Origin of the sequence: Ruegeria sp. HKCCD6119, assembly GCF_013110585.1 — a bacterium.
In the GTDB taxonomy this organism is placed as follows: Bacteria; Pseudomonadota; Alphaproteobacteria; order Rhodobacterales; family Rhodobacteraceae; genus Ruegeria.
Genome location: NZ_WVQV01000006.1, coordinates 130,502 through 154,562, shown reverse-complemented (window position 1 = coordinate 154,562; position 24,061 = coordinate 130,502). Strand labels below are relative to the sequence as shown.

Annotated in this window: 22 protein-coding genes; 13 read left to right on the top strand and 9 right to left on the bottom strand. The window is 57.5% G+C overall.

The features are described from left to right. Nucleotides 1–86: 86 nt before the first annotated feature. The 13 genes from cpaB (at nucleotide 87) to pdeM (ending at nucleotide 14,672) form a co-directional block, all read left to right on the top strand. The gene (gene cpaB, locus GS611_RS14710) at nucleotides 87–965 is read left to right on the top strand and encodes a Flp pilus assembly protein CpaB (protein ID WP_171636861.1); all 879 of its coding nucleotides are present in this window, start codon (nucleotides 87–89) and stop codon (nucleotides 963–965) included. A gap of 193 nt (nucleotides 966–1,158) precedes the next feature. After that, on the top strand, nucleotides 1,159–2,532 hold the full coding sequence (locus GS611_RS14705) for a type II and III secretion system protein family protein (protein WP_171636859.1): 1,374 nt from the start codon (nucleotides 1,159–1,161) through the stop codon (nucleotides 2,530–2,532). Nucleotides 2,533–2,549: 17 nt separating this feature from the next. After that, the gene (locus GS611_RS14700; RefSeq protein WP_171636857.1) at nucleotides 2,550–3,173 is read left to right on the top strand and encodes an OmpA family protein; all 624 of its coding nucleotides are present in this window, start codon (nucleotides 2,550–2,552) and stop codon (nucleotides 3,171–3,173) included. A 221-nt stretch (nucleotides 3,174–3,394) separates the two neighbouring features. Continuing rightward, nucleotides 3,395–4,630, top strand: a complete 1,236-nt coding sequence (locus tag GS611_RS14695; protein WP_152457246.1) for an AAA family ATPase — start codon at nucleotides 3,395–3,397, stop codon at nucleotides 4,628–4,630. Nucleotides 4,631–4,655: 25 nt separating this feature from the next. Beyond that, entirely contained in the window at nucleotides 4,656–6,098 is a 1,443-nt protein-coding gene (locus GS611_RS14690) for a CpaF family protein (protein ID WP_171636855.1), read from the top strand. 11 nt (nucleotides 6,099–6,109) lie between these two features. Next, on the top strand, nucleotides 6,110–7,078 hold the full coding sequence (locus GS611_RS14685; RefSeq protein ID WP_117869719.1) for a type II secretion system F family protein: 969 nt from the start codon (nucleotides 6,110–6,112) through the stop codon (nucleotides 7,076–7,078). 10 nt (nucleotides 7,079–7,088) lie between these two features. Next, nucleotides 7,089–8,063: a type II secretion system F family protein gene (locus GS611_RS14680; RefSeq protein WP_171636852.1), complete on the top strand. Its 975-nt coding sequence runs from the start codon at nucleotides 7,089–7,091 to the stop codon at nucleotides 8,061–8,063. 57 nt (nucleotides 8,064–8,120) lie between these two features. Continuing rightward, on the top strand, nucleotides 8,121–8,663 hold the full coding sequence (locus tag GS611_RS14675; RefSeq protein ID WP_371732270.1) for a tetratricopeptide repeat protein: 543 nt from the start codon (nucleotides 8,121–8,123) through the stop codon (nucleotides 8,661–8,663). A gap of 30 nt (nucleotides 8,664–8,693) precedes the next feature. After that, on the top strand, nucleotides 8,694–9,545 hold the full coding sequence (locus GS611_RS14670; protein WP_171636850.1) for a lipopolysaccharide assembly protein LapB: 852 nt from the start codon (nucleotides 8,694–8,696) through the stop codon (nucleotides 9,543–9,545). Nucleotides 9,546–9,548: 3 nt separating this feature from the next. Further along, on the top strand, nucleotides 9,549–10,094 hold the full coding sequence (locus tag GS611_RS14665; RefSeq protein ID WP_171636848.1) for a prepilin peptidase: 546 nt from the start codon (nucleotides 9,549–9,551) through the stop codon (nucleotides 10,092–10,094). Between the two features lie 115 nt (nucleotides 10,095–10,209). Next, nucleotides 10,210–11,517, top strand: coding sequence for an ATPase (locus tag GS611_RS14660; RefSeq protein ID WP_171636847.1), 1,308 nt, complete (start codon nucleotides 10,210–10,212; stop codon nucleotides 11,515–11,517). Nucleotides 11,518–11,557: 40 nt separating this feature from the next. Then, on the top strand, nucleotides 11,558–13,969 hold the full coding sequence (locus GS611_RS14655) for a ligase-associated DNA damage response DEXH box helicase (protein WP_171636845.1): 2,412 nt from the start codon (nucleotides 11,558–11,560) through the stop codon (nucleotides 13,967–13,969). Nucleotides 13,970–14,009: 40 nt separating this feature from the next. After that, nucleotides 14,010–14,672, top strand: coding sequence for a ligase-associated DNA damage response endonuclease PdeM (gene pdeM, locus GS611_RS14650; protein ID WP_171636843.1), 663 nt, complete (start codon nucleotides 14,010–14,012; stop codon nucleotides 14,670–14,672). 2 nt (nucleotides 14,673–14,674) lie between these two features. On the opposite strand, the gene GS611_RS14645 is transcribed toward pdeM, so the two are convergent. The 9 genes from GS611_RS14645 to pal all read right to left on the bottom strand — a co-directional run bounded on the left by GS611_RS14645 (nucleotide 14,675) and on the right by pal (nucleotide 24,037). After that, complete coding sequence (locus GS611_RS14645; protein ID WP_245218136.1) at nucleotides 14,675–15,268, bottom strand: LytTR family DNA-binding domain-containing protein; 594 nt, start codon at nucleotides 15,266–15,268, stop codon at nucleotides 14,675–14,677. 369 nt (nucleotides 15,269–15,637) lie between these two features. Then, entirely contained in the window at nucleotides 15,638–16,528 is an 891-nt protein-coding gene (folD, locus tag GS611_RS14640; RefSeq protein WP_171636839.1) for a bifunctional methylenetetrahydrofolate dehydrogenase/methenyltetrahydrofolate cyclohydrolase FolD, read from the bottom strand. A 53-nt stretch (nucleotides 16,529–16,581) separates the two neighbouring features. Further along, nucleotides 16,582–16,887, bottom strand: a complete 306-nt coding sequence (locus GS611_RS14635; RefSeq protein WP_171636837.1) for a chorismate mutase — start codon at nucleotides 16,885–16,887, stop codon at nucleotides 16,582–16,584. A gap of 60 nt (nucleotides 16,888–16,947) precedes the next feature. Further along, nucleotides 16,948–18,624: a formate--tetrahydrofolate ligase gene (locus GS611_RS14630; RefSeq protein WP_171170859.1), complete on the bottom strand. Its 1,677-nt coding sequence runs from the start codon at nucleotides 18,622–18,624 to the stop codon at nucleotides 16,948–16,950. Between the two features lie 144 nt (nucleotides 18,625–18,768). Continuing rightward, on the bottom strand, nucleotides 18,769–19,365 hold the full coding sequence (locus GS611_RS14625) for an MOSC domain-containing protein (RefSeq protein ID WP_171636835.1): 597 nt from the start codon (nucleotides 19,363–19,365) through the stop codon (nucleotides 18,769–18,771). A gap of 97 nt (nucleotides 19,366–19,462) precedes the next feature. Then, nucleotides 19,463–21,376, bottom strand: a complete 1,914-nt coding sequence (ftsH, locus tag GS611_RS14620) for an ATP-dependent zinc metalloprotease FtsH (protein ID WP_171636833.1) — start codon at nucleotides 21,374–21,376, stop codon at nucleotides 19,463–19,465. A gap of 75 nt (nucleotides 21,377–21,451) precedes the next feature. Continuing rightward, a complete protein-coding gene (gene tilS, locus GS611_RS14615; protein ID WP_348539537.1) occupies nucleotides 21,452–22,711 on the bottom strand; it encodes a tRNA lysidine(34) synthetase TilS in 1,260 nt (419 codons plus the stop codon). Next, nucleotides 22,702–23,526 (bottom strand): tol-pal system protein YbgF, encoded by an 825-nt coding sequence (ybgF, locus tag GS611_RS14610; RefSeq protein WP_171636830.1) that lies wholly within the window; start codon nucleotides 23,524–23,526, stop codon nucleotides 22,702–22,704. The genes tilS and ybgF overlap by 10 nt, the downstream gene beginning before the upstream one ends. Nucleotides 23,527–23,530: 4 nt before the next feature. Further along, nucleotides 23,531–24,037 (bottom strand): peptidoglycan-associated lipoprotein Pal, encoded by a 507-nt coding sequence (gene pal / locus GS611_RS14605; protein WP_152457229.1) that lies wholly within the window; start codon nucleotides 24,035–24,037, stop codon nucleotides 23,531–23,533. Nucleotides 24,038–24,061: the final 24 nt, after the last annotated feature.

Here is a 24,061-nt window from a genome sequence, read left to right as displayed (position 1 = left end):
CACAATTTGCGGTTAGCAAATAGGCTGTTTCAATGTGGTTCCTTGGCCGCTAAGTATTCGACCAAACAAAAGAATGAGGTACACGCATGCGAGCAGTTTTCGGACTTGTCCTGATTGTCGGCGTTGCTCTGGCCGGGGGCGCCGTTTACATGGCGCGCAACTATATTGCGGCTTATCAAAGCGAACTGGCACGGCAGAAACAAGCGGCAGAAGAAGCGCTGGCCAATGCCAAAGTCGATGTCATTCCGACGGTAACTGTTTACGTTTCAAATCGTCCTCTAAAATACGGTGAACGCCTGACGCAGGAAGACGTACGCGCTGTAGACTGGCCGGAAAACGCGATTCCCGAAGGTACGTTCTCTGATCTCACTGCCCTGTTTCCCGAAAGTGGCGCCAATGAGCGTTATATTCTGAGAACCATGGAAAAAGACGAGGCGATTATGGAGGTCAAGATCACGCGTCCAGGCGAATCGGCTGGCCTAACATCTCGACTTGAAAAAGGTATGCGCGCCTTTGCAATCAGCGTCGACGTGGCCTCTGGTGTTTCAGGCTTCCTGCGTCCCGGCGACAATGTCGACATCTACTGGACCGGATCAAGCGGCACCGTCGAGGGCAACACCGGCGGCATCACCAAGCTGATCGAAACCAATGTTCAACTCATCGCGGTCGACCAGACCGCTGGTTCGGACGTCGCAAGCGCAACGATTGCACGCACAGTCACGGTCGCAGCCACGCCGGAACAGGTCGCAGCACTCGCGCAGGCCCAGAACACCGGGCGTCTTTCCCTAGCTTTGGTTGGGGTGCAGGATGACTCTGTTGCGTCGGCAATCGAGGTGGATCAGCGCAAACTGCTTGGAATAACGGCAGCCGCTCCGGAACCGAAGGAAGAGGTTGAACAGGTCTGCACGACGCGCATCAGACGCGGTGGCGAGATTGTCAACGTGCCTATCCCCTGTACAAATTGACGCCAATTCAGAGTGTTACAAGATCGGAGCCGCATCTCAGATGCGGCTCTTTTCTTGTTGTTGTTGCCAATTCTCCACATAAGGAAAATTCCAGAAACCATTGATTATTGCAATAAATTCGGATTTCGCGCAGTCTCTTTGCACATAGGGCACAAGACCCAAAAAACGAGGCGTGATCGGAGAGGCAGGTCACATGACAATACGTTCCTGGATCAGCGCAACCCTGCTGGGGTTGTCGCTTTTTATGGGCCCGGTCGGCGATGCCGCCTGGGCTGAATCCCTTCGCGTGGTAAAAAAGGGCACAGTGGAAACGCTGGAAGTTCCGATGAACCGCGCGATTGTTGTGGAAAGCGAACAACCTTTCGCAGAGCTCAGCATTGCCAATGCCGGCATTGCAGACATCTCATCGTTGTCCGAGCGCACGATCTATGTTCTGGGCAAGGCCCCGGGCCTGACCACGCTGACACTGTTTGACGGCGCAGGCAATCTTTTGGCCAATGTCCGCGTCCGGGTCGCACCAGATGTTACGGAATTCAAGGAACGTCTGCGTCAAATCCTGCCCAATGAACCCATCGAGGTTCGCACAGCGAATGATGGCATTGTTTTGTCCGGTACGATCTCCAGCTCGGCCAAACTGGCCCGCGCACTTGAATTGGCTGAACGGTACGCGCCCGAACGTGTATCGAACCTGATGTCTGTGGGTGGCGTCCAGCAGGTCATGCTGAAAGTTCGCTTTGCCGAGATGAACCGCTCGGTCGCTAAAGAGCTTTCTTCAACGCTTTCAGTTGCGGGCACTGATTTTGTCGGTGGTTTCAATCCGCAGAACCTTGTTCCCCCTGTCACAGTGGAAAATGGTGTCTTGTTGTTTGGCTTCGGGGTCGGATCGGCACAAGTCAACTTACTTCTGCAAGCCCTCGAGTCGAAGGGCCTTGTTCGCAACCTTGCCGAACCGAACCTTTCAGCCCTGTCCGGTCAGGAAGCAACGTTTCTGGCTGGTGGTGAAGTTCCGATTCCGGTGCCGCAAGACGACGGTGTCGTGGCAATCGAGTACAAACCCTTCGGTGTGAATATGAACTTCATTCCTCGGGTTGTGGACGGCGACCTGATCAATCTGGAAATGGGCACCTCGGTTTCGAGCATCGACACCAGCACCAACTTCACGATCAATGGAGACACCGTTCCCAGCTTTATCGTGCGGGAAGCCAAGACCACAATAGAACTGCGCGACGGGGAAAGCTTTGCCATCGCCGGACTGCTTCAGGACAACTTTGTGGACCAAGTCAACCAAGTGCCGTGGCTGGGAGATGTGCCGGTTCTGGGGTCCTTGTTCCGCAGCGCTGATTACCAGCGTGAACAAAGTGAACTTGTCATCATCATCACGGCGCATCTAGTTTCACCGACTCGAGGCGAAACTCTTGCGCTTCCAACCGATCGGGTCAAACCGCCCAGCGAATTCGACCTGTTCGTGAACGGTCGGGTGGCGCGCACACAGCGCGCGGGCGCCGGCGGAGCGTCTGAGGTTGCCAAACAGAGCTTCGGCAGCTCGTACGGCTACGTCCTAGATTGATCAGGAGGATAGGACCAATGCAGAAGTGGATCATCACACTGGGTCTTACGGTCGCCGTTGCCGCATGTACGCGCGAGGTCGGATACGAGATCGATGCCGGAACCTTTGGAAACGCGACATTGAACAATATCCAGGTTCAAAACGGCGAGTTGACCTATGCTCAGATTCTCGGTCGCAGATTTGCCGCGGATGTGCCCAGCCAAGTGAACTTTGCCTTCAACAGTTCGCAACTGGACGCATCAGCGCAAAGCATACTGTTGCAGCAGGCTGACTGGATCAAACAGTTCCCCGAAGCCAGGTTCCGGGTTTACGGACATACAGATGCCGTTGGGTCGACCAGCTACAACAAAAGCCTTGGGCTACGCCGCGCGCAGGCCGTCGTTGCGTTCCTTGAACGGCAAGGCATCTCGCGTTCACGACTTGAAGCCGTTGTATCCTTTGGGAAAACGCAGCCGTTGATCGCGACACCGAATCGGGATCGCCGCAACCGCCGGACGGTAACGGAAGTTTCTGGCTTTGTTGACCGTCACCCGCAACTGCTCGACGGTAAATACGCGAACATTATCTATCGCGAATACGTTGAAAGTGCGACGTGGAAGACCGTGATTGAGAATGTATCATCAACAGATACGGCCAACTAGTGCCGCCGGAAGCGGTGGATAATACGTTTGAAATGGGCGACATCGTCGCCCATTTCCCTACAATTGGTTCTTTTGCGCCCAATTCTCGCCCAACTTCAAAGCAACATTGTGAACAATAGGGTGACCTGCGGCCAAATTTGACCGTATTGGGGCGACAGCACATCAATCTGGCGGATTTCGTTCATATGACATGCTGAGCCCTCACGACGAGGATAGTGTTTATGACCAGCGCGACGCCGCAAGACGACAATACTGCAATCTTGGCCTGCACCATCAGTCGGGATGTTCAGAATTTCGACCTTCTGATCGAAGACATGGAAGCCATCTTGGGCGAACGCTGGGGAGATCTGGGATTTGCAGAAGCGTTGGCCTTTTTCAGCCAACCCGAAGCTGAAACGCTGGAATTCGTAGCACTGGCGATCGACGGAGAAGACGAAGACAACCTTTCTCTGCTAGGTGAGATAATCACTCAAGCCAATGAAAAGAAAGTAAAAGTTGTTCTGATCGCCGAGGATGTTACCCCGGCATCCCTGCACCAACTGCTGCGCAAGGGTGCTGACGAGTTCGTGCCCTATCCTCTTCCCGAAGGCGAATTGCAGGAAGCCATCGAGCGAATGAAGCAGCCCGACCCGGTTGCCGTTGCGCAAGCAGCCGCCGTTCCTTTAGCCGGCGGCGCGTCCAAGGAAGGCGCACTGTTTGTCGTTCAGGGCCTGGCAGGTGGTGTCGGCGCAACGACACTGGCCGTAAACCTGGCTTGGGAACTGGCCTGTGCTTCGGACAAAGACGCACCGACTGTGTGTCTGATCGATCTGGACCTGCAATACGGGACTGTTTCCACCTATCTGGATCTGCCGCGACGAGAGACCGTGTTTGAAATGCTGTCGGATACCGATGCGATGGACAGCGAAGTATTCTCGCAAGCCCTTCAAACATATGAAGAAAAGCTTCAGGTTTTGACCGCACCCTCCGACATGGTGCCACTGGACTTGATCACCCCGGAAGACATTCAGCGCGTGATCGACATGGCGCGCGCGCATTTCGACTATGTCATTGTCGACATGCCAAAAACGCTGGTCCTGTGGTCGGAAACAGTTTTGCAGGCCGCCCATGTGTATTTCGCCCTGATCGAGCTGGACATGCGGTCCGCCCAGAATGCCCTGCGCCTGAAACGTGCATTGCAGGCAGAGGAGCTACCATTCAACAAGCTGCGTTTTGCGTTGAACCGCGCGCCGAAATTTACCGATCTGAACGGGAAAAGCCGCGTGAAACGCATGGGGGAAAGCCTTGGAATCTCCATCGACCTTCTGCTGCCTGATGGTGGCAAACCGGTCATGCAAAGTGGGGATCATGGTCTGCCTCTGGCAAATGCGGCCGCCAAGAACCCTTTGCGCCGCGAAATCGCAAAGCTGGCGAAGTCGCTCCACAGCCTCGGCAGCAGTGCCGAAGAAGCTGCGTAAACATCATCCCAAGGGGGGATAAGCCGTGTTTTCAAGATACAAAAAGCAACCCGCAGCGCAGCCCGTCAAAACGCCGGCACAACCGGCTGAAACAGCGGCGTCTTCTGCACAGGCGACACCTGTCGCGACTGCGGTGGCACGCAAACCCGTGAAAAAGATTGCTGGTGAGGTCACAAGTTCAGACAAAGACCGCAAACGCAAGGAGCGGTTGGGTGAGATCAAGATCGAACTGCACCGCGAACTGCTGGAGAACCTGAACCTGGCCGCGCTGGAAAACGCCGGCGAAGCCGAGTTGCGCGCTGAAATCAGTGCTATCGCCAGTGAAGTTCTGGAAACACGAAACATTGTTCTGAACCGCGAAGACCGGTCCCAACTGAACAAGGAACTGTATGACGAGGTGACGGGCCTTGGCCCGCTCGAGGCGCTGCTTCAGGACGATTCGGTCAACGATATTCTGGTGAATGGTCCACAACAGATTTTTGTGGAACGTGCCGGCAAGCTGGAACTCAGCGACATTACCTTTAAAGATGAAAAGCACCTGATGCGGATCATCGACAAGATCGTGTCCGCCGTGGGCCGCCGCGTCGATGAATCCAACCCGTATGTTGACGCCCGTCTGGCCGATGGATCGCGTTTCAATGCCATGGTGCCTCCGATCGCGGTGGACGGATCGCTTGTTTCCATTCGTAAATTCAAGAAAGACAAGCTGGGTATTGACGACCTTGTCAATTTCGGTGCGTTCACCGAAGAAATGGCCGCCTATTTGCAGGCCGCCGTGTCCACGCGACTGAATATCATCGTTTCCGGGGGTACGGGTTCGGGTAAAACGACCACGCTCAACGCCTTGTCCAGCTTCATCGACGATGCCGAGCGGATCCTGACCATCGAGGACACGGCTGAACTTCAACTGCAACAGACGCATGTGGGTCGGATGGAAAGCCGCCCGCCCAACGTGGAAGGCAAAGGTGAAGTCAGCCCGCGCGACTGTCTGAAGAACGCCCTGCGTATGCGTCCTGACCGTATCATCGTGGGTGAGACACGCGGCGCCGAGGTCATCGACATGTTGCAGGCCATGAACACCGGTCACGATGGATCAATGACCACGATTCACGCCAACTCGGCCCGTGACGGCATTTCACGTCTGGAAAACATGATCGCGATGGCCGGGATCGAAATGCCGATCAAGGCGGTCCGCAGTCAGATCGCCTCGGCTGTGAACCTGATCGTGCAGGCCAGCCGCCTACAGGACGGTTCGCGCCGGATGACCTCGATCACCGAGATCACCGGGATGGAAGGGGACGTGATTTCCATGCAGGAAATCTTTCGTTTTCAACGCGTTGGCCTGACACCAGACAACAAGATCATCGGGCATTTCACCGCCACTGGCGTCCGGAGCCACTATTCGGAACGGTTCCGTCTATGGGGCTTTGACTTGCCAGCGTCCATCTACGACCCAACCACAATGTAGGAGAACCGGGTATGCAATTGCCTATGGAGGCGATCATTTATGTCGCCATCTTTGTGGGGGTCCTTGCCTTGGTCGAGGGCATCTATCTTGTCGCCTTCGGCAAGTCCATTAGCCTGAACAGCCGCGTCAACCGGCGCCTGGATATGCTGGAAAAGGGTGCCGGACGCGAACAGGTGCTGGAGCAGCTGCGCAAAGAGATGCAGCAGCATATGAAATCGCAGAGCATTCCTCTGTATTCACTTCTTGCTGACAAGGCGCAAAAGGCTGCAATCGCGTTCTCTCCACGTCAATTGATCATGATCATGGGTCTGGTATCAGCCATGGCCTTTGTCGGTTTGAGCATTGGCACCGCTACGGACACGGCACTTCGTATCGTTGTTTCCATCGCGATCGGTATCGGCGGCGTTTACGCCTGGGTAAACCACAAGGCCAAGAAACGCATGGGAATGATCGAAGAACAACTGCCCGATGCGGTTGAGCTGATGGTACGATCTCTGCGTGTTGGCAATCCATTTGTGTCGACGATTCAGGTGGTTGCAAACGAAGTTCAGGATCCGCTGGGAACCGAATTTGGCGTTATCGCTGATGAATGTGCCTATGGTCGCGATGTGGGCGAGGCGCTGAAGGACATGGCTGAGCGTCTGGACATGCAGGATATGCGCTTTCTTGCCGTAGCCGTGGGTATTCAGCAGCAATCTGGCGGCAACCTGGCCGAAATTCTGGCCGGATTGGCAAAGGTGATCCGCGCCCGTTTTCGCCTGTTCCGTCGGGTCAAGGCGATTACGGCCGAGGCGCAATGGTCCGGCAAGTTCCTGTCCGGGTTCCCTGTTGCCTGTCTGATTTTTATTCTGGTCAAGGACCCGGGCTATTACGACGACGTGTTGGATCACCCCTGGTTTATTCCCGCGTGTTTTGTTGTCGCGATCCTGCTGACATTGAACCTGATCGTCATGAAAATCATCACCAACATCAAGGTCTGAGGGCAGCACCATGGAAATCCTGACCAGCATCAATGACCTGTTGACCCAGCACCTGGGTGAATTCGGACCGCTTATCGTTGTCGGCGTACTTGGCCTGCTTATGGTTCTGGTCGCTGTCACACTGATGATGAAGCAGCCGGAAGACCCCCTGAAGAAACTGCAAAGATCGAATGCGGCTCCTCCAAAGCAGAAAAAAGGGAAGAAAGAGCAGCTTCGAAACTCGAGCCGAAACGAACAGCTTGAGAAGTTTGCAACTTTCCTCGAGCCCAAGAACGAGGAAGAATACTCGGCCGTCGAGCTGAAGCTGCGCCAGGCGGGCTACAGGTCGAAGGATTCGGTTCGGTTCTTCCACTTTGCGCAGTTTTCCTTGGGGATCCTTGGTATTTTCATTGGTGTTCTGCTGGTCACGGTTTTTTCCGGCGGCCAGGAATTTACCGGAACACAGATGATGATCCGGGTGCTTGTCCCCGGCGCGATCGGCTATTTCGCACCCAAATACTGGATCACGCGACGGGTCGAAGAGCGGAAGGAAGCGATCACCGCCGGTTTTCCCGATACGCTTGATCTGATGCTGGTCTGCGTCGAGGCCGGTCAATCGCTGGATCAGGCCATCGTTCGCGTGGCCAGTGAAATGAGCGCGTCTTATCCGGATATCGCGCAGGAATTCGAAACCGTCGCGTATGAAATGAAGGCCGGCAAGGACAAGGATACCGTCCTGCGCGACTTCGGCGTGCGCTGTGGCGTTCAGGACGTGAACTCTTTTGTCACCGTCATGATCCAATCGGCAACATTTGGTACATCAATCGCCGAGGCGTTGCGGGTTTACGCCGGTGAGATGCGCGACAAACGCGTGATGCGTGCCGAGGAGGCCGCGAACAAGTTGCCGACCAAGATGACTCTTGTCACAATGATGCTGACGGTTCCACCGCTGCTGATTATTCTGGTTGGCCCGTCGGCAAATGTTATTTCGAGTTTTGGACGCTAGGTCGGATAGAGCCATATGAAAGCTGAATTCAGGTGCTTCCCTTCCGGGTTTCGCCTAATGTTCCGGGCCACCATGGTTTTTGCCATGGTGGCTTCTTGTACAGAAGGCCTGTCACCCAACGGTTTGGATGCACCGGGAGTTGACACCAAAGGTCAGGCCGAGGACAGCATCGAGGTCGGAAACAGATTGATGGCCGCCGGAGAATACGAACTGGCGCTTCAAACCTTTACCCGGGCCGCGCTGGAACAGGGTATGACGCCCCAGGTCCTGACGTCTCTGGGTACCGCAAATGTGGGGCTACGCCGCTTGGGACAGGCCGAAAAACTTCTGCGCAGAGCCGTCGAAGACGACACGGACTGGCCGGTGGCCTGGAACAATCTGGGTGTCCTGCTGATGGAAAAACAGGAATACCCCGAGGCCGCGCAAGTGTTTCAGCGTGCCTATGCGCTGGACAATGGCGAAAGTGACGCAATCCGGGACAATCTGCGCTTAGCACTCGCAAAAATGGAAAATCCTGTTAATAATACCCCACAAGAACAACAAGAATACACACTGGAGCAGCTTGGCGACGGGCAATTCACGCTACGCAAGATCCAGTAATTGAGGCGAGAGCAGTAAAGGACGCAAAAAATGCGCCAGCAATTCTTGATTCCGAGTGTTGTTATCAGTGGTCTGATCCTTTCGGCCTGTGCAAAGGAAACCGAAGAGGAAAAGGTTGAACGAACGTTTCAGGAAGTGAACGTTATTGACGAAACAAACCTGAGCGATGTGCTTCTGAGCGCCGCAGATCCAAACGAAGCGGTGACCTATTTCCACGGCGCAGCGCTCAAGAACCCGGACCGGATCGATCTTCAGCGCGGACTGGCAATTTCTTTGGGCCGTGCCAAACGCACGACCGAGGCCGTGACCGCATGGAAGCGCGTCACAACGATGAAGGGCACGAACGCCGCGGACAAGGTTGAATACGCGGACGCATTGGTCCGAAACGGCGACTGGTCGCAGGCGAAAACCGTTCTGGATTCGGTTCCCCCAACCTTTGAAACCTTCAAACGGTATCGCCTCGAGGCAGTCGTTGCTGATTCCCGGAAAGAGTGGAAACGCGCGGATCATTTCTATGAAACCGCTGTCGGGCTGACGACACGTCCGGGCAGTGTGATGAACAACTGGGGATATTCCAAACTGACCCGCGGCGAATATGCCGAAGCGGAGCGGTTGTTCTCGGAAGCGATCCGTCAGGACAACTCGCTGTTTACTGCCAAGAACAACCTGGTTTTGGCCCGATCGGCGCAAGGCAACTATAGCCTGCCAGTCGTCCCGATGACTCAGGTCGAGCGAGCGCGTCTGCTCAACACGATGGGTATTTCGGCAGTCAAACAGGGCGATATAACCACCGCCAAGAACCTGTTCCGCGAAGCCATTTCAACCCACCCGCAGCATTTCGACGAGGCGGTCCGCTCGCTTCGGGCGCTTGAAGGGGCCTGACACATGCAAATACCCGCAGTGGCAGCGGCCTGGTTTCTGCCGTTTGTGCTGCCGATCTGCTTTTACGTGGCCTTCACGGATATGCGTGAGATGCGGATCAAGAACCATGCAGTCCTTGCGCTGACGCTGGTTTACATCGTGATAGGACTGATCGCCATCCCGCCCTGGTCTACAGGCAGTGTCGGCGGCAACCTGGGGCCGATCACCGTGTCTATGCCGGTCTATTTCTGGCAACTGCTGCATATCGTCGTGGTTTTGGCCATTGGTATCTTCCTGAACGCCGCGGGCACCATGGGCGCTGGCGATGCCAAGTTTCTGGCCGCCGCATCGGCGTTTGTCTGGCTGGGCGATCTGCGAATTATGCTTATGATCCTGACCGCCTGTATTCTGGCTTCCGTGGTCACTCATCGTTTGGCCAAGATCACAAGGCTGCGCACGATCGCGCCGCATTGGGAAAGCTGGAGCCGGGGCAAACAGTTTCCGATGGGTTTCGCCTTGGGCGGATCATTGGCGATGTACCTGATTCTGGGCACTGTTCTCGGATCGTAAACTATCATCAGCGCGCCTTGCCGCTGCCTTTGTCCCGCCACAAAGCTGGTTCATTTTCTTCAAGACGCCCGTTTTCGGGTTCTTGGCGTGACATTTTGATGGACGAGCACCGCGCATGAATATGCAGAATTCCTCTGTTATGGCCCCCCCTGCCCCCAAAGGTCTGGGCGAAATGAAGCTTCCGCTTGTAATGATGCGGGACATTCTGCTGAAGACGATTTTTCGCAAAAACGCGAGCACGGTATCAGAAGTCGCCGAAGCCATCTGTCTGCCTGGTTCGGTAACACAGGAACTGGTCGATATCGCGCGCGATCAGAAACTGCTTGAAGCGACCGGGACACTGAACGCCAATAGCGGCAATGAGATGGGATATCAGCTGACCGATGCAGGCAAGGCCCGTGCGCTGGATGCGCTGAGCCAATCCGAATATTTCGGCGCAATGCCGGTGCCGTTGGATGTCTATCGCGAGCAGGTCAAACGCCAGTCGATCCGTAATATTCAGGTCACGCGAGAGCAACTGGTTGGCGCAATGGGTCACCTGGTTCTGCCCGACAGCCTGCTGGACCATCTGGGTCCGGCGGTCAGTGCGGGCCGATCGATTCTGATGTACGGTCCTCCGGGCAACGGTAAATCTTCGATCTCGAACGGGATCCGAGATGCGTTGGGTGATAACGTCTATGTGCCCTACGCTATCGAATATGCGGGTCAGGTGATCACGGTCTATGACCCGATCGTGCACACGGCGATCGAACAGGAGCCGGACGACCCCAACAGCCTGCGTCGTCGCAAGCGGTTCGATTCTCGCTATGTGCAATGCGAACGCCCCACCGTCGTAACCGGTGGTGAGCTCTCGCTCAGTATGTTGGATCTGGTCTACAATCCGACCGCCCGAACCTATCAGGCCCCCTTGCAGCTGAAATCCACCGGTGGCATTTTCATCGTTGATGACCTTGGCCGTCAGGCCGAACCGCCGCAGGCGCTGGTCAACCGTTGGATTGTCCCGCTTGAAGAAAACAAGGATATCCTCGGCCTTCAATCAGGTGAAAAGTTCGAAGTTCCGTTTGACACGCTGGTCATCTTCTCGACCAACTTCCACCCCAATGAGATCTTCGACCAAGCGGCCTTGCGCCGGATCTTCTTCAAGATCAAGATTGACGGCCCCAATCAGGAGAACTTCCTGAAAATCTTTGCCATGGTGGCCCGCAAACGAGGTATGCCGCTGGATGAGGCGGCATTGGTGCACCTGTTGAAGGTCAAGTACCCGACCATCAACAATATTTATGCCAACTACCAACCGATCTTCCTGATCGATCAGATGATCTCGATCTGCGAGTTCGAAGGCATCCCTTATCAGATGAGCCCGGACCTGATTGACCGTGCCTGGGCCAACATGTTCGTAAAAGACGAGAAAATCGTCAAATAACGCCGTGCCAATCCCTCCTCCGGGCGGGTAATCTGCAACCATGACGCAGATTCCCGCTCGGATTGGTACGTGGTTCTCCTCCAAAGGCTGGTCCATCCACCCACATCAGAAAGAGATGTTCGACCGGGCGAAGGAACCGGCAACCCTGCTGATCGCCCCAACCGGTGGCGGCAAGACCATGGCCGGATTTCTGCCTTCCCTGTCCGAACTGGCCGACGGGGACCACAACGGGTTGCATACACTCTATGTCTCGCCGCTCAAGGCGCTGGCGGCGGATATCAAACGTAACCTGCGCACCCCGGTGGATGAGATCGGCCTGCCCATCCGGATTGAGGATCGCACCGGTGACACCTCGGCCACGCAGAAAAAACGCCAAAGAGCCGATCCACCCCATATCCTGCTGACCACACCGGAAAGTCTGGCACTGCTGACCTCGTACGAAGATGCGCCGCGCATGTTCGATGGGGTGCAGCGGATCATCGTCGACGAAGTCCACGCGCTGGCGGAAAGCAAGCGCGGCGATCAGCTGATGCTGGCCCTGGCACGACTTCAGCGCCTCAACCCGGGTCTGCGTCGTGTAGGCCTGTCAGCCACAGTCGAAGACCCTGCGGCAATTGCCGGCTTTCTGGCGCGCCACCCAGACCCCTGCCGGATCGTGCAGGCCGATCCCGGCCCGGACCCGGACATCCAGATGCTGGAAACAACCGAAATGCCGCCCTGGTCCGGCGGAGGCGCGGCCTATTCGATTCCGGCTGTGCTGGACCAGATCCGGCGGCACAAGACCACGCTGATCTTTCACAACACCCGCGCGCAGGCCGAAATCTACTTTCACTATCTGTGGCTGGCGAATGACGACGGCCTGCCCATCGGCATCCATCATGGCAGCCTTGACCGGCAGCAACGCGAGCGGGTCGAGGCCGCGATGGTGCGTGGCGAATTGCGCGCCATCGTCTGCACCGGCAGCCTCGATCTGGGCATTGATTGGGGCGATGTCGATTTGGTGATTCAGATCGGTGCGCCCAAGAACGTCAAGCGGCTGGTGCAAAGGATTGGTCGGGCCAACCACCGCTACAACGCGCCTTCCAAGGCGCTGCTGGTTCCTGCCAACCGCTTTGAGGTTGTCGAATGCGTCGCTGCGCTCGAGGCCGCCAAAGCCCATGACCTGGACGGAGAACCCCGAGGCCCCGGCCCCCGCGATGTGTTGTGCCAGCACATTCTGATTGCGGCCTGTGCCGGGCCCTTTGACGCTGATGATCTATATGCCGAGATGACATCCGCGGGACCTTACGCACAGTTGACCCGATCCGAATTTGACGCCTGTCTGGATTTCTGTACCACCGGTGGCTACGCCTTGCGCGCCTATGATCGCTGGCAAAGGCTGCAGAAGCGTGCCGACGGGCAATGGCAATTGCGCGATCCCCGCGCAGCGTCGCGCATTCGCATGAATTTGGGCACGATTCAGGACACGGATACACTCAAAGTTCGCCTTAGACGCAGCCGTGGCGGTAAACCGTTGGGCGAAGTCGAGGAAGCCTTTGCTGCTTCGCTGACCCCCGGCGATACCTTCCTGATCGGCGGACAGATTGTGCGGTATGAAGGTCTGCGTGAAATGGTGGTCGAAGTCAGCCGTCGCGCCGATCGCAAACCAAAGATCGCGACCTTCTCGGGCACGAAATTTGCGACCTCAACGCAACTCAGCGACCGCATTCTGCGCATGTTCGCCCAAACTGACTGGCCGCACCTGCCTTCCCATACGGCTGATTGGCTGCACTTGCAGCGCCAAATGTCCCGCCTGCCTCAACGCGATCGTCTGCTGATCGAAAGCTTTCCAAGCGACGGGCGAGAGCATCTGTGCGTATACGGATTCGCCGGCCGCAACGCGCAACAAACACTGGGGCTGCTGCTGACCAAACGGATGGAGGAAACCGGTTTGGCGCCGCTGGGGTTTGTCGCTACAGACTATGCCACGCTGATTTGGGGTTTGGATGCGGTCACTGACCCACGCCCTTTGTTTCAACCCGAAGCGCTGCGTGACGGGCTGGACACATGGCTGGCAGGCAACGCAGTCATGAAGCGTACCTTTCGCGCGTCGGCCACGATTGCCGGTCTGATCGAACGCAACTTGGCCGGGCAACGTAAAACCGGGCGGCAAGCCACGTTTTCGTCAGATATTCTCTATGACACTTTGCTGAAATATGATCCCGATCATCTGTTGATGCAGATCACCCGCGAAGAAGCCATGCGCGGGTTGGTTGACTTCGGTCGGATCGAGGCAATGCTGGCGCGCATCGGCGACCGCATCGACCTGCTGCGTCTGGACCGCGTTTCCCCACTGGCCGCGCCGCTGTTTCTTGAGGTCGGAAAGGTACCTGTCAAAGGAGCCGCCGAAGAAAGGCTGCTTGCCGAAGAAAGCGCCCGCCTGCTGGGAACCGCCGGGTTGGACCAGCTTTGAACCCCTTGCGCAAGATGTGGAATCAGGTCAAGAACGTATCATGAACGTGTGTGAATTTTCCTTTGCAGACCAGCAACTCGCTGCGTTGCCGTCTGGCGCATTATGGTGGCCGGCGCGGCGACTGCTTTGTGTTTCGGACCTGCATCTGGGAAAATCAGAACGTATGGCCCGACGGGGCGGGGCTACGCTTCCGCCTTATGACAGTCGCGAAACGCTTGACCGGCTGGCGCGCGATCTGGAACACACCAACGCCGAAACCGTCATCTGCCTGGGTGACAGCTTTGACGATCTCGAAGCGGCCCAAACCTTGCCCGACGCAGAAGGGTTGAGGATTGCGACTTTGCAGGCCGGGCGCCAATGGATCTGGATCGAAGGGAATCACGATCCCGGCCCGATCGAGATGGGGGGCTCTCATCTGGTCGAATGGCAGTGCGGCCCTCTTGTCTTTCGTCACATCGCCCAGGATCGGCCGCAAGGTGAAATTTCAGGCCATTTTCATCCGAAAGCACAGATTCGGACAAAAGGAAGGCACATTTCCCGGCCCGCCTTTCTGCTGGACAGAAACCGGCTGATCCTGCCTGCCTACGGAACTTACACCGGGGGGTTGCGCAGTTCGGATCGGGCACTTTCCGATCTCATGAGCTCGGACGCAACGGCCATTCTAACGGGTCCGCAACCACAGATGATCCCAATGCCGCGTTGAGTTCAGATCAACCCGTCTTCTTCCAACTTCGGTTTGTACTTGCGGCTTACTGGAACCAGATCGCCGTTCATCAGGCGCAAAAAGGTTTTACCCGCTTTTTTTTCAAGCCCAACAATGGACGCGTCTACCACCCAATGTGACCGGTGCGAACAGTGCCCGGGGACCGGCTCCATCTCGGCAATTGCGTCCGTAAAGCGCGAGCGGACCGTGAACGTGCCTTCTGAAGTGACAATATCCACATTGTGGTCCCTGACCGTCAAACGATGGATTTGACCATCGAAGTCAGGCGGCAGACGCCTGATCAGGCGCGGCTTCTCGGCGTCCGGGGTCGAGGCCATCAATGGGTTCAGATCATTGCGTTGCACAAGAACCAAACCCGTTGCAAACAGGACCCCATATACCGCTACGGTCTGGGCGCCAGGTACTATGTGGCCCCCGCACGTGAACAGGACCCACGCCAATATCCAAAGGGACGGCGTGAACAGAACCAGGATCAGTGCCGCGAATGCCAGATCACGGACGGGAACATTCAACAGAACAGGGTTTTTCTGCATCAGCTTGCGCGCCAAACCGGTGACTGTCAGGGCAAGGACCATCACCCCGGTCCAGAAAAGAAGACGCAAACCGAAGCTCAGATCCGCAACCAGAAACGGAGGAAACGCGTAGGCAAGCAAGGGAAGAAAGACAAGGCCCGCCGTCACTCGCTGTGGGGTACAAGCATTCCGAATAGTGTTAATCCCAGACGTCATACCGCTTTTGTGCATGACTCAACAAAATTCAACCTTAGCACGACACGCACTGATGCACCTTACCTGTAACCAACTGGGAATACTGGGATATCACGATTTCTTAAGCTGTCAAACCCATTCAGGGCAAAATGGCTACAGCGTGCAACGATTGTCTCGCAGGGTCACGCACAACCGAGGAGTGTGCCGGGCCGATATGATCGACCCGACCAGATTGCCTTACGCAGTCAAACCTTCGGGTTCGGGCAGAGCGTTGGCGCGGCAGCACGCAGTCAAAGTGTTGGCCAACAGGCATGCAATGGTCATTGGACCTACACCACCCGGAACCGGAGTGATGGCGCCAGCACGCTGGGACGCGCTGGCATAGTCCACGTCACCGACCAGCTTGTTCTTTCCGTCGCGTTCGATGCGGTTGATGCCTACGTCGATCACGGTCGCGCCTTCCTTGATCCAGTCACCCGGCACCATCTCGGGGCGGCCAACAGCGGCGACAACGATGTCGGCGCGGCGTACGACATCCGGCAGATCCTTGGTGCGCGAATGCGCGATGGTCACGGTGCAGCTGTCGCCCAGCAGCAGCTGCGCCATCGGTTTGCCCACAATGTTCGAGCGGCCGATCACAACGGCGTCCATGCCGGAAAGCGAACCGTGGTGGTCACGCAGCATCATCAGGCAGCCCAGCGGGGTGCAGGGCACCATCGATTTCTGACCGGTGCCCAGAAGGCCCACGTTCGAAATGTGGAAGCCATCCACATCCTTGGCCGGGTCGATCGAGTTGATCACCAGATCCTCGTTCAGGTGTTTGGGCAGCGGCAACTGAACCAGAATGCCATGCACGGCCGGGTCGTTGTTCAGCTTGTCGATCAGCGCCAGCAGGTCTTCTTCCGACGTCGCGGCGTCCAGTTTGTGCTCGTACGAGTTCATGCCGACTTCAACGGTCATTTTGCCCTTCGAGCGGACATAAACCTGGCTGGCTGGGTCTTCGCCCACAAGAACCACGGCCAGGCCGGGGGTGATGCCGTTTTCTTCTTTCAGCTTTGCGACCTGATCGGCAACTTGACCGCGCACTTTTGCGGCAAAGGCCTTACCGTCGATAACCTGAGCTACCATACTTCGATCCCTTCTTTCAAAAAACGGATCGGGCGCACAGAACGCCCGGTCAGTCAGTCGGTGCCAATCACGCGCTCTTCGCGTGCAATCGACCAGTCAATCAATATGCGCCACAGCTTCTCGGCCAGATCCGGGTCCATCCCCAGCGCGTCCGAGCTTGCACGCACGCGTTGCACCACCTCTTCGACGCGTTCCGGGATACGGGCCGGAAGGCCCTCGCCCGGTTTCAGCTGCGACGCGCGGTCGATATAGCTGGCGCGTGTCACCAGCATTTCGATCAGTTGGCGATCCAGCTTGTCGATCTCAGCCCGCAGCTCCTGCATCGTGTTGCAGTTCTGAGGCGGTGTCAGAGTGGGCATCGTCATCTCCTCATGGCCCGGGAATGAATCCCCGGACCACGAGATGTCCTATTCGGCGGCTTAGAACAAGCCCTCGATCTCACCTGCGTCATTGAGGCAGATGGTTTCGGCAGCCGGTTTGCGGGGCAGACCAGGCATGGTCATGATCTCGCCGCAGACGACCACGATGAAGCCCGCGCCCGCGCTCAGGCGTACCTCGCGCACCGGAACCGAATGGCCCGTGGGTGCACCGCGCAGCGATGGGTCGGTCGAGAAGGAATACTGCGTCTTGGCCATGCAGACCGGCAGGTTGCCATATCCGGCTTCTTCCCATTCACGTAGCTGGTTGCGGATCTTGTTGTCAGCCAGAACCTCGTCAGCGCGGTAGATGCGCTTGGCGATGGTTTCGATCTTCTCGAACAGAGGCATATCGTCGGGGTAGATCGGTGCGAAGTTCGCGGTGCCACCTTCGACGATTTCGACGACTTTCTCGGCCAATGGGGCAGACCCTTCGGAACCCAGCTCCCAGTGACGCGATAGAACCGCCTCGACGCCGTGCTCGCCACAATAGTCTTTCACCGCCTGAACTTCGGCATCGGTATCGGTGACGAAGTGGTTGATCGCGACGACAACCGGTACACCGAAGGATTTCACGTTCTCGATGTGACGGCCAAGGTTGGCACAGCCTGATTTGACGGCCTCAACGTTTTCCGCACCCAGATCGGCCTTGGCAACGCCTCCGTTCATCTTCATTGCCCGCACGGTCGCAACCAGCACCACAGCCGACGGGGCAATGCCCGCCTTGCGGCACTTGATGTTCATGAACTTCTCGGCACCCAGATCCGCACCGAAACCGGCTTCGGTCACGACATAGTCGGCAACTTTCAGAGCGGTCTTGGTCGCGATGACCGAGTTACAGCCATGCGCGATGTTCGCAAACGGGCCGCCGTGGACGAAGGCCGGGTTGTTTTCCAGCGTCTGCACCAGGTTCGGCTGCATCGCATCCTTCAGCAGAACGGTCATTGCGCCTTCGGCCTTGATGTCACGGCAGTAGACCGGCGTCTTGTCGCGGCGGTAAGCAACGATGATGTCGCCCAGACGCTTTTCAAGGTCTTTCAGGTCGTTTGCCAGGCAGAGGATCGCCATAACCTCGGACGCCACGGTGATGTCAAAACCAGCTTCGCGCGGGAAGCCGTTCGATACACCACCCAGTGAAGCTGTGATCTGACGCAGGGCACGGTCGTTCATATCGACCACACGGCGCCATGCGACACGGCGGGTGTCGATCTCTTGCTCGTTACCCCAGTAGATGTGGTTGTCGATCATTGCCGACAGCAGCGAGTGCGCCGAGGTGATGGCGTGGAAGTCACCGGTGAAGTGCAGGTTCATCTCTTCCATCGGAACGACCTGCGCATAACCGCCACCCGCGGCGCCGCCCTTCATACCGAAGTTGGGGCCAAGCGAGGCTTCGCGGATACAGATCATCGCGTTCTTGCCGATGCGGTTCAGGCCGTCACCCAGACCCACTGTGGTCGTGGTCTTGCCCTCACCTGCCGGGGTCGGGTTGATTGCAGTCACCAGGATCAGCTTGCCGTCTTCGCGGTCCTGAACCGAGTTGATGAAGTTCTGGCTAACCTTCGCCTTGTCATGGCCGTAAGGCAGCAGATCCGCAGAGTCGATGCCGATCTTGGCACCGATTTCCTGAATCGGCTTTTTGTTCGCTTCGCGGGCGATTTCGATATCGGATTTGTAGCTCATTGGCCGGGGTCCTTGATTGAATACCGTGCAAAACCGACGCGGGGCGTCGGCGCTGTGCATTCCATACCCTTGTGTACAATCCCGATAGCCATGGATTCCGACATTCTGGCGTCGCGAAGCGTCGTAAGTTCGTTTCAGGGGTTTCTAATCGGAAACAAGCCCGTTTTCACAAGCCCAAACAGGTTGATCCGGAACAAACAGTTTCAGCCGGTCCCCCAGTTGAATGCGCCCCGGGCGTTCGACCCATCCGGTGACGCCCCGACGCCCGGCCGCCGCAGGTTTGAAAGCTGCGCCATGCCCCGGTTGATCCGCTTCGATCTCGCGCCCCGGCAGAACACAAGGGGCGTTTTCCATGTCCACTGTTATCGTCGCCCCGTTCGTTGCCTGAAGACGCGAGGACGGGGGAATATGAGAGAAATCCGGGATTCCGCGCAGCACAATGGAAGCCCCAAGATAGGACGGGTCAAGCTGATCCAACCCCATGTCCTGCGCAATTTGCTGCAACTCCTCCTCGGACAAAACTGAAAGCTGACGCACGTTGCGAATTTCAGTGCCTTTCGGGTAAAGGTTCGAGACCCGGACACAGGACGCCCGATTGAGGCCTTCGTGGCGCTCACCCTTCACGCCGTCAAAACCCAGATCCAGCGTATCAACAGCCTGGGCCCGCAAAGAGGTTCCCGCAGGGACATAGCCAAGCCAGACTGCTTCAGCGGCAAATTTGGTTTCACGCAAAAACGGCATAGCCTTCCCTTTTCATCCTTTTTCTTGCGCGCATATTGCCCGGCAAAACACCGATGAAAAGAAAAAAGACCCGGACTATGCGCCGGGTCTTTTTTGACTATGCGGTGGGTTCAGGCTCCATCCCGCCATCGGGCGGAGATTTCTTGGCCTTTGTCTTGGGAATGGCCGTGACACTGGGCGCGCTGCCTTCATCTGGCTTGTCGCCTTCATCATCCTCGCTGGGTGATTCACCGTTCATAACGCGCTTGATCTCATCACCCGTCAGGGTTTCGTATTCAAGCAGGCCCTGCGCCAGGCGTTCCCATGCTTCGTGCTGTTCGGTCAGAATCTGGTGCGCGCGCTCATAACCCTGCTGGATAAGGCGTTTCACCTCTTCTTCGATCAGCTCTTTCGTATGGGCCGACACCGAGAACCCTGCGGTGTTGCCCTGATAGCCTTCATGCGCCTCGGCATAGTCGATGTTGCCAACCTTGTCCGACATGCCCCAGCGCATCACCATGGCACGCGCCAGCTGACTGGCCTGCATGATATCCCCGGCCGGGCCGTTCGAAACGTGGTCTTCACCGTATTTGATGACCTCGGCGGCTTTGCCGGCCATGGTCATGGCCAGCTTTTGCTCACACTCATCACGGTGGTAGTTCAGGCGATCCATTTCAGGCAGCGAAACCACCATACCCAGCGCACCACCGCGCGGAATGATCGTGGCTTTGTAGACAGGATCGCACAACGGCAGGGTCAGGCCGACAACGGCATGGCCGGCCTCGTGATAGGCTGTCTTTTCCTTCTGGTCCTGGGTCAGCACCATCGAGCGGCGCTCGGCGCCCATCATCACCTTGTCCTTGGCGTTCTCAAAGTCTTCCATGGTGACAAAGCGGCGACCCACGCGGGCGGCCATCAAAGCAGCCTCGTTCACGAGGTTCGCCAGATCGGCACCCGAGAAGCCCGGCGTGCCGCGAGCAATGATGCGCAGATCGACATCGGGGCCCAAAGGAGTCTTGCGCGCGTGCACGCCCAGAATCTTCTCACGGCCTTTGATGTCGGGGTTGCCAACGGTCACATTACGGTCAAAGCGGCCTGGACGCAGCAGTGCGGGATCCAGAACATCCTTACGGTTGGTGGCCGCCAGAATGATCACGCCTTCATTGGCCTCAAAGCCGTCCATCTCAACCAGCAACTGGTTGAGGGTCTGTTCGCGTTCGTCATTACCACCGCCGTAGCCAGCGCCACGATGGCGACCCACCGCGTCGATCTCGTCGATAAAGACGATACAAGGCGCATTCTTCTTGGCCTGTTCAAACATGTCCCGGACACGGGATGCACCGACACCCACGAACATCTCGACAAAGTCGGACCCTGAAATAGTGAAGAACGGCACACCCGCCTCACCCGCGATGGCACGGGCCAGCAAGGTCTTACCGGTGCCCGGAGGTCCGACCAGCAGCGCGCCCTTGGGGATCTTACCGCCAAGGCGGCTGAACTTCTGTGGATTGCGCAGGAATTCGACGATCTCTTCCAGTTCTTCCTTGGCCTCGTCGATGCCCGCGACGTCGTCAAATGTGACGCGGCCATGCTTTTCGGTCAGCATCTTGGCCTTCGACTTGCCAAAGCCCATCGCACCGCCTTTGCCGCCGCCCTGCATCCGGTTCATGAAATAGACCCAGACACCGATCAGCAACAGGAACGGCAACAGCGTGATCAGGAAAGACTGGAAGCCCGACTGCTGTTGCTTGACCGCTTGAACCGGGATGTTCTCATCGATCAAAAGCTTGGTGACCTCGGCATCGCCGGGTTTGATCGTGACGTAAGTTGCACCGCTCTCGGTCGTATAGCGGATCTGTTCACCATCCAGCGTCACGTTCTTGACTTCACCGCCTTGCACGGCGCCGACGAAATCGGAGTAAGTTCTTTCATTGCTCTGAAGCGTTCCGCCCGGTCCACTGAACAGATTGAACAGTGCAAGGATTAGCAGGAACAGAACGACCCAAAACGCGATATTGCGAGCGTTGCCCAAGGAAATTCTCCCAAAAGTTCCGGCAGGTGAGAAGCTGCCAAGTTACCTCTTAAAATAGAGAGGATTGTGGTATGTTCAATGCGATAAAAAAGATGCGTGGAACTCGGGCCATTCCGGCGTCGTGTCCGCGCGCCATCCATTCGCGAATCCCGCAAGCGGAGCGGCCAGCACCACGCCCCCCTTCCAGACCGCGGGCGTCGCACTCAAGGCCAGCCTGGGCCGGCCTGTTTCGCGCCATTCAGGCACCTGTCGCAGCCCGTCTTCACCCAGAGCGCGGATCTCGGCACCGGAAATTTCGGGACCGGTCAAGACCCATTTGCCATCCCAAACTTCGTCACGTGCTGAAATCCGAGCCTCCACGGCCTTGAATTCCCTGCAAATCCAAACACTCATCCCTTCCGGGACCAACAGGCAACCGCTGAGCGACCCTGCCCGCCCGTCGGTTATGGCCTTCATGGCCTGCTCGACCGCCGCCTGACGCGGGGGATATCCCTGCCCTGCGATCCAGGCAAGGCATCCAAGCAACACGCGGCGTCGGATTTCCTTGGGCAATGCGGCAAAACCGGCCCTGTTCACCTTCACGTCGCACTGTTCGATCTGGGCGACATTCCCTGCGGATTCCTGCGCAAAAACGCCCAGGGCTGCATTGGCCTGCGCCAGATTGTCGGCCACTCGCGACAGTGAAAGCGCATCAATTCCTAGTGGTTTGAGGCCGGACATGGCCTCTCGTGCCTTGATCCGGTCGAAACGAGGGTCCTGATTCGACGGGTCTTCGACCCATGTTGCGCCGATACCGGTCAGGTAGGCTCTCAGATCCTTGCGTGTGATCCCCAGCATTGGCCGCAGCAATGTCACCCCTTCCCATTGCCGACTTGCCGACATGCCGGACAGTCCCGTGACACCTGATGAACGACCCAATCGCATCAGCAACGTTTCCGCCTGATCATCTGCCGTGTGCCCCAACGCGATGGCGTCGATTCCGCGCTGTTGCGCCCAACCGGCAAGCAGGCTGTAACGCGCCTTGCGGGCCTCGTCCTGAACATTGCCCGATCCGTCCCAACCCGCCCAATGCAAAATGTCATGCGGCAGCCCCAAAGCAGCGGCCTGGCGCGACACTGTCACGGCCTCCTGCGCTGCGTCGGGGCGCAAGCCGTGATCGACCGTGGCCACAAAAAGGGCGATCTCTTCGTTTTGGGCGACTTGATGCAAAAGATGCATCAACGCCACGGAATCCCCACCGCCCGAGACCGCCACGCCCAGTTTTGGCGGAAGCCTTTCGGGAAGCCGGGCGCGAAGCTCTGCAAGCAGGTTTTCGCTGTGACGGTTCAAGAACACCCCAGCGCAGACATCTCTTGCGTCGCATCCGCAAACGCCGGTGCGGATGGAAAGCGCACGCCAACTTCGTTGAGCGTGATGCAGGCCTGATCGGTCTGCCCCAGACGCCCCAGCGCCGCGCCCAACTCGAACAGCGCCTCGGGGGCAAATGCGCCTTCGGAATCTCCGGTAAAGCTTGCCAAGAACGCCCGTGCCGCTTCGCGGGTGTCGCCAAGGCCTTCGAGCGCATGACCCCGTTTCAGATTCGCTTCGGGCGCCAGGGGGCTGCCAGGATAGTTCGCATCAAACTGCGCAAACAAATCAGCCGCAGTCTGGTAATTCCCATCGGCCAGTGCTTGCGATGCCGCGTCGAAATCCGCCCGCTCGCCCACGGCCAGTTCACCCTGATCGGTTTGGGATGGCGTGGCAGGCGTGATGACGGCCGTACCTACATCTGTGCCCTCTCCGCCCAGTGTGCTGGTCGGTTCGCCTGAAATCTCGCAGTTTGCCTCAAGCTCGCACAGGCGGAACTCCAGATCTCCGATGCGATTGGTGCCGTCTGAGACGATGTTTTGCACACGCTGGTTAAGCTGCTCGGTCTGACTGGTCAGGCGTTGCAGTTCCGCTTCAATGGCGTCAACCCGATCGAGAACCGAACTGCCGGACAAGTTTGGCGCGGGCGATCCTGTGGTGGAAAACTCGCGCTTCAGACGCTGAATTTCCACATGCAGCACCGTCAGCTCCTGACGTATGTCGGCCAGGGTTTGCTGATCCTGTGCCTGTGCAACACCGGCTGTCGCCATGACCGCCGCCAATACCCATCCTGCCATACGCATTGTCTTACCCCAGTGTTGATCCGGTCAGCACAGTCACTGCGCGGCGGTTCTTGGAATAGCATTCCTCAACGCTGCAAATCTCAATTGGGCGCTCCTTGCCGTAGCTGACGGTTTTGAGACGGTTGCCAGCAACACCGCGCGAAATCAGATACTCACGAGCAGCATTTGCGCGACGCGCACCCAGCGCAAGGTTATACTCGCGCGTACCCTGCTCGTCCGCGTGACCTTCGATCGTGGCAACAAAATCCGGATTGGCCAGAAGCCAGTCCGCTTGCCCTTGCAACACGGTCTGCGCCTGTGGTGTCAGGGTGGACTGGTCCACGGCGAACAGAACACGATCCCCGACGGTCTGCTGGAAATACGCAGGCGAACGCGGGTCACTGGGCGAGCCCGGTACGATTGCGCCTGTGCCACCAGCACCGCTTCCGCCCAAGGCGGATGGGTCATTGTTCGTACAGGCGGCGATCACACTCAGCGCGCCCAACGCCAGGACTTTGCTCAATACATTCATTTCAAGTGCCTCGTGTTTTGATTG

What these genes read in the sequence shown, in the direction of transcription:
- ybgF (WP_171636830.1), bottom strand. Translation starts at nt 23,526, where the DNA reads ATGCGTATGGCAGGATGGGTATTGGCGGCGGTCATGGCGACAGCCGGT.
- GS611_RS14665 (WP_171636848.1), top strand. Translation starts at nt 9,549, where the DNA reads ATGCAAATACCCGCAGTGGCAGCGGCCTGGTTTCTGCCGTTTGTGCTG.
- cpaB (WP_171636861.1), top strand. Translation starts at nt 87, where the DNA reads ATGCGAGCAGTTTTCGGACTTGTCCTGATTGTCGGCGTTGCTCTGGCC.
- GS611_RS14705 (WP_171636859.1), top strand. Translation starts at nt 1,159, where the DNA reads ATGACAATACGTTCCTGGATCAGCGCAACCCTGCTGGGGTTGTCGCTT.
- GS611_RS14655 (WP_171636845.1), top strand. Translation starts at nt 11,558, where the DNA reads ATGACGCAGATTCCCGCTCGGATTGGTACGTGGTTCTCCTCCAAAGGC.
- pdeM (WP_171636843.1), top strand. Translation starts at nt 14,010, where the DNA reads ATGAACGTGTGTGAATTTTCCTTTGCAGACCAGCAACTCGCTGCGTTG.
- GS611_RS14660 (WP_171636847.1), top strand. Translation starts at nt 10,210, where the DNA reads ATGAATATGCAGAATTCCTCTGTTATGGCCCCCCCTGCCCCCAAAGGT.
- GS611_RS14670 (WP_171636850.1), top strand. Translation starts at nt 8,694, where the DNA reads ATGCGCCAGCAATTCTTGATTCCGAGTGTTGTTATCAGTGGTCTGATC.
- GS611_RS14700 (WP_171636857.1), top strand. Translation starts at nt 2,550, where the DNA reads ATGCAGAAGTGGATCATCACACTGGGTCTTACGGTCGCCGTTGCCGCA.
- GS611_RS14630 (WP_171170859.1), bottom strand. Translation starts at nt 18,624, where the DNA reads ATGAGCTACAAATCCGATATCGAAATCGCCCGCGAAGCGAACAAAAAG.
- GS611_RS14675 (WP_371732270.1), top strand. Translation starts at nt 8,121, where the DNA reads ATGTTCCGGGCCACCATGGTTTTTGCCATGGTGGCTTCTTGTACAGAA.
- folD (WP_171636839.1), bottom strand. Translation starts at nt 16,528, where the DNA reads ATGGTAGCTCAGGTTATCGACGGTAAGGCCTTTGCCGCAAAAGTGCGC.
- GS611_RS14695 (WP_152457246.1), top strand. Translation starts at nt 3,395, where the DNA reads ATGACCAGCGCGACGCCGCAAGACGACAATACTGCAATCTTGGCCTGC.
- GS611_RS14625 (WP_171636835.1), bottom strand. Translation starts at nt 19,365, where the DNA reads ATGCCGTTTTTGCGTGAAACCAAATTTGCCGCTGAAGCAGTCTGGCTT.
- GS611_RS14685 (WP_117869719.1), top strand. Translation starts at nt 6,110, where the DNA reads ATGCAATTGCCTATGGAGGCGATCATTTATGTCGCCATCTTTGTGGGG.
- GS611_RS14645 (WP_245218136.1), bottom strand. Translation starts at nt 15,268, where the DNA reads ATGGTCCTTGCCCTGACAGTCACCGGTTTGGCGCGCAAGCTGATGCAG.
- pal (WP_152457229.1), bottom strand. Translation starts at nt 24,037, where the DNA reads ATGAATGTATTGAGCAAAGTCCTGGCGTTGGGCGCGCTGAGTGTGATC.
- GS611_RS14635 (WP_171636837.1), bottom strand. Translation starts at nt 16,887, where the DNA reads ATGCCCACTCTGACACCGCCTCAGAACTGCAACACGATGCAGGAGCTG.
- GS611_RS14680 (WP_171636852.1), top strand. Translation starts at nt 7,089, where the DNA reads ATGGAAATCCTGACCAGCATCAATGACCTGTTGACCCAGCACCTGGGT.